The organism is Sporolactobacillus sp. PKPK-6 (genome assembly GCF_056678885.1).
Genome location: NZ_JBWXPA010000001.1, coordinates 448,051 through 460,841, shown reverse-complemented (window position 1 = coordinate 460,841; position 12,791 = coordinate 448,051). Strand labels below are relative to the sequence as shown.

Below are 12,791 nucleotides of genomic sequence, written 5' to 3'. Positions count from 1 at the left end.
ATGGCATTTGAAAGTCTGTCGGACAGATTACAGGCGACGATGAAAAAGATTCGCGGCAGAGGCAAGGTGACCGAGGCCGATGTCAAACAGATGACGCGAGAGATTCGCTTGGCACTGCTTGAAGCGGATGTTAATTTTAAAGTCGTAAAATCGTTTGTTAAAAGCGTTCAGGAACGTGCAGTTGGTCAGGAAGTTCTAAAAAGCCTTACTCCCGGACAGCAGATTATTAAGGTTGTTCAGGAAGAATTGACTGAGCTGATGGGTGGAGAGCAAACAAAACTTAATCTCGCTCTGAAGCCGCCGACCGTTTTGCTGTTTGTCGGGTTGCAGGGCGCTGGTAAAACAACGTCTGCTGCAAAACTTGCCAATTATATTCGAAAAACCCATAATAAGAATCCACTGATGATTGCTGCGGATATTTATCGTCCTGCTGCAATTAAACAGTTGCAAACTTTGGGCGGACAACTGAATATACCCGTTTTTTCACTTGGTGATCAGGTCAGTCCGGTGGAAATTGTGCGTCAGGGACTGGAGCAGGCGAAGACGGATCATCACGATTTAGTATTGATTGACACCGCAGGTCGGCTTCATATTGATGAAGGACTGATGGACGAACTTGATCAGATCAAAGCAGTCAGTCATCCGGACGAGATCTTTTTGGTTGTTGACGCAATGACCGGACAGGATGCAGTCAATGTCGCAACTGCGTTTAATGATCGACTGGATTTGACCGGTGTTATCATGACCAAGCTCGATGGCGACACAAGAGGCGGCGCTGCATTGTCTGTTCGTTCCGTAACGGGAACACCTATTAAATTCGTCGGCATGGGCGAGAAGATGGATGCCCTTGAGCCATTCCATCCGGATCGCATGGCTTCGAGAATTTTAGGAATGGGTGATGTACTTTCTCTGATTGAGAAAGCACAAGCAACAATTGATGAAGAGAAAGCGCGTGATATGCAGCAAAAGTTGCTTTCCGTCAGCTTTACTCTTGATGATTTTCTGGATCAAATCGGTCAGATTCGAAGTATGGGTCCACTCGAAGATTTACTTGCAATGATGCCTGGAGCGAACAAGTTCAAGGGCATGAAAAATATGCAAATCGACGAGAAGAAAATTGGCCAGACCGAAGCGATCATTCGATCGATGACTTCCCAGGAAAAAACGGATCCGGATGTCATTAATGCAAGTAGAAAGAAGCGCATTGCTCTTGGCAGCGGGACATCGGTCGCCGACGTCAACCGGTTGCTGAAACAGTTCAAGGACATGAAAAAAATGATGAAACAGTTTATGGGCAAGGCAAAAGGCAAAAAGCGAAATCCATTTAATTTACCATTTATGTAAAATCATTAAAAAAGTAGGAGTTGTTTTATTATGTCAGTTAAAATTCGTCTAAAACGTATGGGTGCAAAGAAACGTCCATTTTACAGAGTAGTTGTTGCTGATTCACACGCACCTCGCGATGGCCGTTTCATTGAAGAAATCGGCACATACAATCCGGTTGTCACACCAAAAACATTCACAGTTGACGAAGAAAAAGCGCTTGATTGGCTGCAAAAGGGTGCTCAACCTTCAGATACCGTACGCAACCTGTTCTCCAAGGAAGGCATTATGGAGAAGTTCCATCTTGCTAAACTGCAAAAATAATGACGAGGGGCGGCAGATAAATGGAAGAGTTAATCAAAGCCATTGTATTTCCGCTCGTTGACGATCATACGCATGTTATGATTGAGAAACAAGAAGAATCTGATCATGTGACTTATATACTTGTCGTAGATAAAAAGGATATGGGAAAAGTGATTGGCAGACATGGTCAGGTTGCTGAAGCTGTACGGACGATTGTGTCCGCTGTCGGAAGCGCTGGCGGTGTGCCGACACGATTCTTAATTCGTGAATAATAAAGAAAAAGAGAAGGGGGAGAGATCAGCCCTTCTCTTTTTCACCGTACATAGAGATTTTTTACAGATTGCCAAATGGTAAGGAGGCTGCATAATGACTGAGCAATGGTTTTATGTTGGAAAGATAGTCAATACCCAAGGAATCAAGGGTGAAGTACGTGTTGTCAGCATTACCGATTTTCCGGAAGAACGCTATGCGATTGGCGCAACCTTGTACGTGCGAAACCCAGAGACAGGCACGCACGACCTGTTGAAAGTAAAAACGTATCGCCGTCACAAGCAATTTGACTGCTTGAGTTTTGAGAATTATCCTTCGATTAATGATATAGAAAAATATAAGGGCTGTTCGCTATTTATTCCAAAAGAACAGCTGTCGGAACTGGAACAAGGCGACTTTTATTATCATGAAATCATCGGATTAAAGGTAATCACAGATACTGGACGCGAACTGGGTGAAGTGAAGGAAATCCTGTCTCCCGGTGCGAATGATGTTTGGGTCGTTGATACGGGAGTAAAGGATATCTTAATCCCGTATATTAACGATGTAGTGAAAAATGTCGATGTTGCGCAAAAAAAAGTGATCGTTCACTTGATTCCGGGGTTGGTGGACGATGAAGATTAATATTCTTTCCCTTTTTCCTGAAATGTTTGATGGCGTTCTAAACAGTTCTATTTTGGGGAAGGCAGCCGAGAAAGACGTTGTTTCCTTTAAAATTACGAATTTTAGGGATTTTACGACCAACAAACATAATAAAGTTGATGATTATCCATTTGGAGGCGGAGCCGGAATGGTTCTGATGCCTCAGCCCCTTTTTGATGCGGTTGATGCGGTGCGTCATGAAGAACATACCAAACCGCGTGTTATTTTGACTTCACCGCAAGGAAAGCCCTTTAAGCAGCATGATGCGGAAATGCTCTCCAAAGAAAAAGAACTCATTTTTATTTGTGGGCATTATGAAGGATTTGACGAACGTGTTCCTGAGTTCCTTGTTACGGACGAATATTCCATTGGCGACTTTGTCATGACAGGCGGAGAATTGGCAGCGATGGCAATGATCGACAGCATCGTGCGACTGCTTCCTGGTGTGCTCGGCAATGATACATCGGCAGTGACCGATTCTTTTTCCACAGGATTGCTGGAGCATCCGCATTACACGCGGCCAGCGGATTTTCGTGGCATGAAAGTACCGGAAGTATTGCTTTCGGGAAACCACGAGAAAATCGCTGAATGGCGCCTGAAGGAATCACTCAGGCGTACCTATGAACGTAGGCCTGATTTGTTAAACGGTTATAAATTGACCGAGCAGGAAAAAAGATGGATCAAACAATTTGAGCAAGAAAGTTAACCCTATTAAGCAATTCTTCACTTATTTAAATGCTTGCATGAACACTTTCGATTGTGATATGATAGTCGTTGTGGCAAATGCCAGTGAATACGATGTTCCGCTGCTTTCTTCGGGAAGGTAAGAGCATTTGTACGGAAGGAGGCCATTTTGTTATGTCTAACATTCTTGATGAAATTACTAAAGAACAGTTGCGAACGGATATTCCGGAATTCAGACCTGGTGATACGTTGAAAGTGCACGTGAAGATTACTGAAGGTACACACGAACGTATTCAGGTGTTTGAAGGTGTTGTGATTAAACGTCACGGCAGCGGTATCAGTGCAACCTTTACGGTACGAAAGATTTCTTATGGTGTCGGTGTTGAACGTGCATTCCCGGTTAACTCGCCGAAGATCGACAAGATCGAAGTGGTACGTTACGGTAAAGTTCGTCGCGCGAAACTTTATTATCTGCGTGCTCTGCGTGGTAAGAAAGCACGTATTAAGAGCAGATAATCATAATTGGAAATTGAATGTACACAGCAATGAAGAGGAGGGGCTTGGGATGACCAAGCCTCTCCGATTTTTTATACTATAAGAAAGTTTAAAATTCAGCGGAGTATAGTATAAGCGGTCCGGCAAAACGCCGCGTCCTGCGGCTCACCGGACACTAGGCCATCCATGGCCGTCGCAACTAAGTCTTCGCCTTTTCCGGAGGCTTGGCGAAGCCAAGTTTTCTAATACAAAAAGAAAGAATAAGAGATTAGCGGTCCCTAGTACAAAGAAGACTAAGTTTTTTTGAATACGTTCGAACAAGATAAAGTGAATCAACTCTTAGATTGAAAAAGAAGGGGGCAGGAATTATGACCATCCAATGGTATCCGGGACATATGGCGAAAGCAAAGCGCCAAATGATCGAGAAAATTAAGCAAATTGATGTTGTAATTGAGCTTGTGGACAGCAGAATTCCCGCATCGTCAAGAAACCCGCTTGTTGAAGAAATATCATCCGGCAAGCCGCGACTTCTTGTCATGAATAAAATAGATATGGCAGATCGTCAAGCAACAGCAGAGTGGAAAGACACATTTGAGAACGAGGGTGTAAAAGTCCATCTTGTTAACAGCCAAACTGGACAAGGGGTCTCAACATTACCTGATGCTGTTCATCAATTAACTGCAGATCGACGAAAAAAATTGGAGAGTAAGGGTTTTCGACCTCATGCTGATCGCGCATTAATCTTAGGTATTCCTAATGTCGGCAAATCAACGCTAATTAATCGTTTGGCCGGAAAAAAAATTGCAAAAATCGGTGATCGTCCGGGAGTAACTAAAGCGCAACAATGGATCAAAGTCGGAACAACGATGGAATTGTTGGATACGCCAGGCATACTTTGGCCGAAATTTGATGATCCGCGTGTCGGCCTTTGCCTTGCCGCAACGGGAGCGATTAAAGAAGAATTGCTTGATTTTCAAGAAATCGCGTTGTTTCTATTAAAAACCATGCTGCAGCACTACCGAAATTCGCTGACTAAGCGCTATCAAATAGAGGAACTCCCTGAGTTAAAAGGAACAGAAGAGGATCAACAAATGCTGATCAGTCTTTTTGATGAAATTGGCAAGAAGAGGGGTTGCTTGATGAGCGGCGGATTCATTGATTATGATCGCGTGTCGGAAATCATTATTCGTGATTATCGTAGTCAGAAACTAGGTCCGCTTACTCTTGAATGGCCGCAATGATTTGAATTTAATGCGAAAGTAAAAATAAATTGGACTCTGCCGATATAGATAATAACAGGGGAAATAGATGATGAAACGAACCACAATTGCAGAAATTAAAGAGCGATTATCTGAAACAACTGAGCTGTCTGAGCAAGAAATGCAGCAGCTTAAATCGGATACGCGAATCGGTGTTCGATCCTTGCTTCGTAAATGGGAAGAGCGGAAAGCCCATTTTCAAGAACTTGTCGTTAAATATCATCAAATGAATCGCTTCGAAGATGAACTCAAAAGCGAGGGTGCGCAATGTATCGCAGGCATTGATGAGGCAGGAAGAGGCCCACTGGCAGGACCTGTTGTTGCAGCATGTGTTGTATTGAAGTCGAATGCGATTATTCCCGGAATCAATGATTCCAAGCAATTATCGGCCGGAAAACGCGATTACCTTTACAACCGCATATGCGAGTCAGCGGCTGCATTTGGTGTGGGTATCGTTTCGGCCCATGAAATTGATCAGATCAATATCTATCAAGCTGCTAAAAAAGCAATGGTTCTTGCGGTCGAAAAAATGGAGATGGTTCCAGATCATCTGTTGATTGACGCAATGGAACTACCACTTGATATGCCTCAAACCTCCCTTATTAAAGGAGACGCGCGCAGCAATTCAATTGCCGCTGCGTCTATTCTGGCAAAAGTGACTCGTGATCGGCTGATGTGTGATTTAGATCGGGTGTACCCAGGCTATGATTTTGCCAAACACAAAGGTTATGGAACTCAGGCACATTTGCGGGCAATCGAGCGCTTGGGTACCTGCCCGGAACATCGCATGACATTTGCGCCACTAAAACCCTTAGAAGATGCATGAGAAGGTGATCCTGTGAACTTCCAACCTTATGCGATCAATCAGAGTCAAATGATCGGTACTTATGCACCAGAACAGATTTTGCGGGGCAAGGTCCTGGATTTGCTCCCGGATCGTACTGCTCTTGTTCGCCTTGGTGCAAAGCAAGTCGTTGCTAAAGTTGCTTCTGCTGATCCACCATTGAAAGTTGGTCAAGATTATTTATTTCAGATTAAGCAAGGTACGAGTCCGCTTATTGCAAAACTTATTGAACGACAACAGGCAAATCGTTCATCCAATATGATCGACGATGTCTTTAATACGCTTCAATTAAAAGAAGACTCATTAACAAGACAAATTGTTCAAACTTTTCTTGATCGTGGTGATCCGCTCACGCGTGAGTCAGTCCTTCAAGCAAAAGCATTGTTAAAAATGAGCGGCAATTTTACTGGAGATATGCAAACGATTCGATGGATGATGAACCGACAGATTCCGTTGGATGAATCATTATTTAACATTGCAAAAGGGTTGCAAGATTCCGAATCGATCAGTTCAAAACTTGATGCAATGTCCAAAGAGATTCAGCGTTCAGGTGTTCAAACTGCTTCCGTAGACCAATTGAAAAATGCACTAAGTAGTTTTTCAATACTGAAAGACGGAAATCGTTTTGCTCAACTTTATCATGAGATTGGAGATAACAAAGGAGATAAACTGCTCACATCATTTTTGGCTGATCAGACATCTCTTCATTCTAATGCTGCTCAAAAAGCAGTTAAAGAATTTATGGCAAGTCCGATGGCGCTAAATGATATGACTCATTTAATGAAGGAATTGAAAATAAACCAACCCATTAAGACGTTTATTAGTGCATTCCGTAGTTTTGCGCTCGAACAGATTCCGAATTTGACTGATCAATTAGTCGGGTCGTCGGACAATAAAAATCTTCTGTTTGATGTTTTAAAACAATTAGGATTTGATTATGAATTCCAAATCAGTGAATGGATGACAAACGATTCAAGTGCAGAAAGACAACAACCGGAAACGTTAAAAGGGCACTTGCTTGCCGTTATTCAGGATCAGGATGCTCCTTATGCATTGAGAAAGGCAGCACAAGAAATTGTTCAGAAAATTACAGGTGAACAGTTGCAGATGGTGTCTGCTGACCCATTTGTTGCTCAATTTTCACTGCAGATCCCCATTCCATATAAAAGAGATTTCACCAATGTTTCTGTATACTGGGAAGGAAAGCGAGATAGAAAAGGGGCGATCGATCCGGATTCCTGTACAATTGTCCTTTGGCTTGATTTGACTCATTTAAAGGAGACGTTAGTGACCATCCATGTGCAAAATCGTTCTGTGACCTTAAATGTGCAGAACGGTGAGGCCGATCTGCGTTCTCTGCTTGCTTCCGGAGAGCCTGCATTGAGGGATCAGCTATCGAAAGCGGGCTATCAGTTGCTCTCGCTTACGCAAACGGAGAAGATTGATCCTCATCTAATGAAAAAAGTCACGGACCCGCTTACCCAAACAAATTACAGGATGGATGTGAAAGTGTAATCATGACTTCTGAGCAAAGAAAAAAAGCAGTTGCTTTAACATATGTCAGTGGTTCTGATCAAGCCCCTCGTGTTTCAGCAAAAGGCGAAGGGGAAATTGCACAGCGTATTATTGACCAGGCAAAGCTGCATGATATACCCATTCAAGAAGATCCTGCACTGGTCTCAATGCTGGGTAAACTTGACCTAAACCAAATGATTCCTCAGGAACTCTATCAAACTGTTGCAGAAATTTTTGCATTTATCTATACTATTGATGAGCAGGCAGGTAAAAAAAACTCATAAGAAAGCTCAGCTTTATTGCAATATCTTTTTAGATGGCTCAGTTATAATGAAATTATTTTTTACTGTTTTTGAAACCTAATCATTATTATCATTTATTTGTGAAACACTCATACCTCACTCGTTTTAAACGAACATGATGGCTAGAAATGTAACCTCCCTTCTTTTATCTTTTATTCCATTACCTAAGATGCTTATCCTATCCTAACTACTCAATTAAATATGCTGAAGAAGGTGCGCCGATGGATCCTCTCACACTTAAATTAGTACTGCTCAATCATTGCCGAGGCATTGGAAGAAGAACGGTATGGCAAATGATTCGGATAGATCCGGATCTGAATAGGATACACGCTTATTCTCTGAACGAGCTGCAATCATTGTTTCGGCTCTCCTCAGCTAAGGCAAGGCTTTTTATTGAGGATCGCCATGCGATAAACCCAAGGAACCTAGTAGAGTTATATCAAGATGAACAGATCACGCCGATCCCTTTTTATCATCCGCATTATCCCCGTTTACTAAAAAATGTGTACGATCTTCCTTACTTAATCTACGGAAAGGGCAACCTCTCACTTTTGAATGAAAAGAAATTGTTAAGTGTTGTGGGCACGAGACATCCGAGCAGTGAAGCTGGCAGGATTACGAAACAAATTATTGAGCCTTTGAATCAGCATGGTTGGACGATCGTCAGCGGCATGGCAATGGGTATCGACGGCATGGCCCACCGGCTTGCATTGGGCGGACGAACGATTGCCGTCCTAGGATCCGGATTGCAGTGCCCCTATCCCCATCAACATCATGGACTGTATCAGCAATTGTGCCAAGCACAGTTGGTTATAAGTGAATATCCGCCTTCAGCTCTGCCTGAACGATGGCGTTTTCCAGAACGAAATCGAATCATCAGCGGTATGACTTTGGGAACGCTGGTTGTTGAAGCGAAGGAAAGAAGCGGATCATTGATCACTGCGGATCAGGCGTTAGAACAAGGACGTGAGGTGTTCGCAATCCCCGGCTCAATTTTAAAGGGTACAAGCAGCGGGACAAATCGTCTCATACAACAAGGCGCGAAACTGGTGTGTGATTGGCAGGACATTGTTCAGGAATTAAATTTGGTTCAATAATGAACGTACTTATGACTTGATGTGGATACAAGCACGGCATTCACATCTAGAAAAACGCATTAATGAATGCGAATTTTATACACAGACAAAAAAATAATTCGTTTTTATGAGAGGAAACACCCCAAAAAAGCAAATCATTTTTCGGACATTATATTGATTAAGTTTGACAAAGCTCTAATCAATCATTAAGATTAGTGAAGATTTGAATATTCACAGAAAGGGGGAGAAAACAACATGAATGATTATTTGGTCATTGTGGAATCTCCCGCTAAAGCAAAAACAATAAAACGTTATCTTGGTCCTAAATTTGAAGTTAAAGCATCAATGGGGCATGTTCGTGATCTGCCTAAAAGTCAGATGGGTATTGATGTTGAAGATGAATTTAAACCTCGTTATATTACAATTCGAGGAAAAGGTCCCGTTTTGAAAGAATTAAAGAGCGCGGCCAAAAAGGCAAAAAAAGTATATCTCGCAGCTGACCCCGATCGTGAAGGGGAGGCAATTGCCTGGCATTTGGCCCATAGCCTTGATATCGATGATCACTCGGCTTGTCGAGTCGTATTTAATGAAATTACGAAACCAGCGATAAAAGAAGCGTTCAAGACGCCAAGAAAAATCAATATGGATTTAGTCGATGCACAACAAGCAAGACGTGTTCTTGATCGGCTTGTCGGTTACAACATTAGTCCGCTCTTATGGAAAAAAGTTAAAAAGGGATTAAGTGCCGGCAGGGTTCAGTCAGTTGCACTTCGGATGATTATTGAACGTGAAAAAGAAATAAAAGCGTTCACTCCTGAGGAATATTGGACAATCAGCAGTAAATTTCACGTTGATGATGCAAGCTTTGAAGCTGCATTTTATGGAGTTGGCGGAAAAAAGCAAGCGCTTAAGAATGAGGCAGATGTTAAGGCAGTACTTGAAAAACTCAGCAGTGATCGTTTTGACGTAAAAAATGTACAAAAGAAAGAGCGTCTGAGATATCCTGTCGTTCCGTTTATTACGTCCTCACTGCAACAGGAAGCTGCACGAAAACTGAATTTCAGGGCAAGAAAAACAATGATGATTGCGCAGCAGCTTTATGAAGGAATAGCACTGGGTAAGCACGGAAGTACTGGATTAATTACTTATATGAGAACGGACTCAACACGAATTTCGGATGTTGCCCGAGCAGAAGCTAAGGACTTTATTGTTGAAAATTATGGCGAAAATTATTACAATAACCATCCGCAAAAGGCAAAAAAATCAGAAACAACACAAGATGCCCATGAAGGTGTTCGACCGACATCTGTATTGCGGCAACCTAAAGAAATTAAAGACTATTTGAGCCGTGATCAATATAAACTCTATAAACTTATTTGGGAACGATTTGTCGCGAGCCAAATGGCTCCGGCAGTACTCGACACGGTGCGTGCAGATCTGGAGCAGAATTCAGTTGTATTTCGCGCATCTGGTTCAAAAATTAAGTTTCAAGGTTTTATGAAAGTTTATATTGAAGGAAGCGACGATCAAAAGAAGGCAGATGCGGGGTCGAAAGAAAATTATCTGCCCGATCTTGAGAATGGAATGACCGCAATTCAAGATCAAACGGATCCGAAGCAGCACTTTACGCAGCCGCCGCCACGGTACACTGAAGCAACACTTGTGAAATCGATGGAGGAAATCGGCATCGGGCGTCCTTCAACCTATGCGCCGACAATTGATACAATTCAACGACGCAACTATGTCACCATGGATGCGAAACGTTTCATACCAACCGAACTCGGTGAAGTGGTTCTGAAACTGATTGTTGAATTCTTTCCGGAAATAATTAATATTGACTTTACTGCACAAATGGAAACTGATTTGGATGAAGTTGAAGAAGGAAAGAGAAATTGGATCACTTTAATCGATCATTTCTATCAGGATTTTTCGAAGCGACTGTCTACAGCGGAAAAGGAAATGGAATCTGTATCAATTAAGGATGAACCAGCAGGTATAAAATGTGAAAAATGCGGTCATGAAATGGTGTATAAGATGGGAAGATTCGGCAAATTTCTGGCTTGCTCCAATTTTCCTGAATGCCGCAACACAAAGCCAATCTTAAAAAAGACTGGCGTACCATGTCCAAAATGCGGTAAAGGAGAGGTCGTTGAGCGGCGTAGCAAGAAACGTCGTGTTTTCTATGGCTGTGATCGATATCCTGAGTGTGACTTTGTATCTTGGGATAAGCCTATTCAACGTCAATGTCCGAAGTGCAATTCTTATCTTGTAGAGAAGAAATCAAAGAACGGCAAAACAGTTGAATGTCCGAAATGCGATTATAAAGAAGTGACACAATAAAACGTTATTGAATGAAAGAAATGAGGAAAAGTAATGGCGAGACAGGCGATAAATGTCATTGGGGCAGGACTTGCTGGTAGCGAGGCAGCCTGGCAAATTGCTAAACGCGGGATAGAAGTAAATTTGTATGAGATGCGCCCAAAAAAACAAACGGCTGCGCATCATACAGACCAATTTGCAGAACTGGTGTGCACCAACTCGCTTCGTTCCAACAGCTTGACTAATGCCGTTGGAATTTTGAAGGAAGAGATGCGTCATCTGGATTCATTAGTCATGAAAGCTGCGGATACTGCATCCGTTCCTGCAGGAGGTGCGCTTGCAGTTGATCGACACGATTTTTCAGGAATTATAACAAAGACGCTTAAAGAAATGCCAAATGTTACTGTTGTGGGAGAAGAGGCCGCGACAATTCCTGAGGGACTCACGATTATTGCAACCGGCCCGCTGACATCCGATAAATTGTCAGCAAGCCTTAAACAGTTAACGGGTGAAGAGTATTTTTATTTCTATGATGCAGCTGCTCCAATCATTTCGGAAGAAACGATTGACCGTGAAAAAGTATATTTGAAGTCTCGATATGACAAAGGCGATGCCGCTTACTTGAATTGTCCGATGGAGAAGGATGAATTTGATGCCTTTTTTCATGCATTGACGACGGCAGAGACTGCTCCACTGAAGGAATTTGAAAAAGAAAAATATTTTAGCGGCTGTATGCCGATTGAAATAATGGCGCGCCAAGGTGCAAAGACACTATTGTTCGGGCCATTAAAACCGGTTGGACTTGAAGATCCGCGCACCGGAAAAAGACCGTATGCTGTGGTGCAGCTTCGCCAAGACAATACAGCGGGTTCGCTTTTCAATATTGTAGGCTTCCAAACCCATTTAAAATGGGGAGAGCAGAAAAGAGTATTCCAAATGATTCCTGGATTGGAACATGCGGAGATCATTCGTTATGGAGTGATGCATCGCAATACCTTTTTGAATTCACCATTGCTGCTTGAGCCTACTTATCAAACAAAAGCGAGACATGATCTGTTTTTTGCTGGGCAGATGACCGGTGTTGAGGGGTATGTTGAGTCTGCTGCATCGGGGTTGATCGCCGGAATAAATGCAGCTAAGCTTTATTTAGGAAAGGAACCGGTTATATTCCCAGATGAAACAGTAATCGGTAGTATGGCTCATTATATTACAAGTACAAACGCAAAAAATTTTCAACCGATGAACGCCAATTTTGGTCTTCTACCGCCACTTGCTGAACGAGTTAAAGACAAAAAGCAACGAGCGGAACATTATGCGTCAAGAGCTTTGGAATCAATCCGGAATGTTATTATAAAATTGTAAATATTATTGCTAATTCAAAAGCCTTGTGCTAACATGAATAGGCAGGAATTGTCAGCATTCATGAAACAATGAATGAAAACAATCGTTCTGATGTTTGATTTACAAATAGTTAAGCACATCATTATTGTTTTACCGATAAACATTGAGAAGGCTCAATACGATGCTGGTCAATCGTATTGCGGCTTTATTTTATGAATGTGTATAAAGATTTAATATTCTGACGAAACTGTAAATGACTGACACGACTTTTTAAGTGTCCAAGCAATATTAGATAACATTGGTACGAGAAGGTTACATACAATTTTGGGAAAATTGTTTTATGGTGCCCGTTCGAAGCAATCGACTGCTTTTTTATACTATGTCTTGCCGAAATTGTGAACAATAGAATCTCTGATCA

13 protein-coding genes are annotated in these 12,791 nt (G+C 42.3%); all 13 read left to right on the top strand.

The window, feature by feature from the left end:
• Window positions 1–1,344, top strand: coding sequence for a signal recognition particle protein (ffh, locus tag AC1MBV_RS02250; RefSeq protein ID WP_255746225.1), 1,344 nt, complete (start codon window positions 1–3; stop codon window positions 1,342–1,344).
• 30 nt (window positions 1,345–1,374) lie between these two features.
• Window positions 1,375–1,647, top strand: coding sequence for a 30S ribosomal protein S16 (gene rpsP / locus AC1MBV_RS02245; RefSeq protein WP_255746226.1), 273 nt, complete (start codon window positions 1,375–1,377; stop codon window positions 1,645–1,647).
• A gap of 20 nt (window positions 1,648–1,667) precedes the next feature.
• Entirely contained in the window at window positions 1,668–1,898 is a 231-nt protein-coding gene (locus AC1MBV_RS02240; RefSeq protein WP_255746227.1) for a KH domain-containing protein, read from the top strand.
• Window positions 1,899–1,992: 94 nt separating this feature from the next.
• Complete coding sequence (rimM, locus tag AC1MBV_RS02235) at window positions 1,993–2,520, top strand: ribosome maturation factor RimM (RefSeq protein ID WP_255746228.1); 528 nt, start codon at window positions 1,993–1,995, stop codon at window positions 2,518–2,520.
• Window positions 2,510–3,244 (top strand): tRNA (guanosine(37)-N1)-methyltransferase TrmD, encoded by a 735-nt coding sequence (gene trmD, locus AC1MBV_RS02230; protein WP_255746229.1) that lies wholly within the window; start codon window positions 2,510–2,512, stop codon window positions 3,242–3,244. The genes rimM and trmD overlap by 11 nt, the downstream gene beginning before the upstream one ends.
• A 152-nt stretch (window positions 3,245–3,396) precedes the next feature.
• Window positions 3,397–3,738, top strand: coding sequence for a 50S ribosomal protein L19 (gene rplS / locus AC1MBV_RS02225; RefSeq protein WP_255746231.1), 342 nt, complete (start codon window positions 3,397–3,399; stop codon window positions 3,736–3,738).
• A gap of 347 nt (window positions 3,739–4,085) precedes the next feature.
• Window positions 4,086–4,958, top strand: a complete 873-nt coding sequence (ylqF, locus tag AC1MBV_RS02220; protein ID WP_255746232.1) for a ribosome biogenesis GTPase YlqF — start codon at window positions 4,086–4,088, stop codon at window positions 4,956–4,958.
• Between the two features lie 70 nt (window positions 4,959–5,028).
• Entirely contained in the window at window positions 5,029–5,802 is a 774-nt protein-coding gene (locus tag AC1MBV_RS02215; protein WP_255746233.1) for a ribonuclease HII, read from the top strand.
• 12 nt (window positions 5,803–5,814) lie between these two features.
• On the top strand, window positions 5,815–7,335 hold the full coding sequence (locus AC1MBV_RS02210) for a hypothetical protein (protein WP_255746234.1): 1,521 nt from the start codon (window positions 5,815–5,817) through the stop codon (window positions 7,333–7,335).
• A 2-nt stretch (window positions 7,336–7,337) separates the two neighbouring features.
• The gene (locus AC1MBV_RS02205) at window positions 7,338–7,619 is read left to right on the top strand and encodes an EscU/YscU/HrcU family type III secretion system export apparatus switch protein (RefSeq protein WP_255746235.1); all 282 of its coding nucleotides are present in this window, start codon (window positions 7,338–7,340) and stop codon (window positions 7,617–7,619) included.
• A 239-nt stretch (window positions 7,620–7,858) separates the two neighbouring features.
• Window positions 7,859–8,734, top strand: a complete 876-nt coding sequence (gene dprA, locus AC1MBV_RS02200; RefSeq protein WP_255746237.1) for a DNA-processing protein DprA — start codon at window positions 7,859–7,861, stop codon at window positions 8,732–8,734.
• Between the two features lie 234 nt (window positions 8,735–8,968).
• Window positions 8,969–11,053: a type I DNA topoisomerase gene (topA, locus tag AC1MBV_RS02195; protein WP_255746239.1), complete on the top strand. Its 2,085-nt coding sequence runs from the start codon at window positions 8,969–8,971 to the stop codon at window positions 11,051–11,053.
• A gap of 33 nt (window positions 11,054–11,086) precedes the next feature.
• Window positions 11,087–12,394, top strand: a complete 1,308-nt coding sequence (gene trmFO / locus AC1MBV_RS02190) for an FADH(2)-oxidizing methylenetetrahydrofolate--tRNA-(uracil(54)-C(5))-methyltransferase TrmFO (RefSeq protein ID WP_255746240.1) — start codon at window positions 11,087–11,089, stop codon at window positions 12,392–12,394.
• The last annotated feature ends 397 nt before the right edge of the window (window positions 12,395–12,791 follow it).

Coding starts and splice junctions, on each gene's coding strand:
- ffh (WP_255746225.1), top strand. CDS start 1: ATGGCATTTGAAAGTCTGTCGGACAGATTACAGGCGACGATGAAAAAG.
- rpsP (WP_255746226.1), top strand. CDS start 1,375: ATGTCAGTTAAAATTCGTCTAAAACGTATGGGTGCAAAGAAACGTCCA.
- AC1MBV_RS02240 (WP_255746227.1), top strand. CDS start 1,668: ATGGAAGAGTTAATCAAAGCCATTGTATTTCCGCTCGTTGACGATCAT.
- rimM (WP_255746228.1), top strand. CDS start 1,993: ATGACTGAGCAATGGTTTTATGTTGGAAAGATAGTCAATACCCAAGGA.
- trmD (WP_255746229.1), top strand. CDS start 2,510: ATGAAGATTAATATTCTTTCCCTTTTTCCTGAAATGTTTGATGGCGTT.
- rplS (WP_255746231.1), top strand. CDS start 3,397: ATGTCTAACATTCTTGATGAAATTACTAAAGAACAGTTGCGAACGGAT.
- ylqF (WP_255746232.1), top strand. CDS start 4,086: ATGACCATCCAATGGTATCCGGGACATATGGCGAAAGCAAAGCGCCAA.
- AC1MBV_RS02215 (WP_255746233.1), top strand. CDS start 5,029: ATGAAACGAACCACAATTGCAGAAATTAAAGAGCGATTATCTGAAACA.
- AC1MBV_RS02205 (WP_255746235.1), top strand. CDS start 7,338: ATGACTTCTGAGCAAAGAAAAAAAGCAGTTGCTTTAACATATGTCAGT.
- dprA (WP_255746237.1), top strand. CDS start 7,859: ATGGATCCTCTCACACTTAAATTAGTACTGCTCAATCATTGCCGAGGC.
- topA (WP_255746239.1), top strand. CDS start 8,969: ATGAATGATTATTTGGTCATTGTGGAATCTCCCGCTAAAGCAAAAACA.
- trmFO (WP_255746240.1), top strand. CDS start 11,087: ATGGCGAGACAGGCGATAAATGTCATTGGGGCAGGACTTGCTGGTAGC.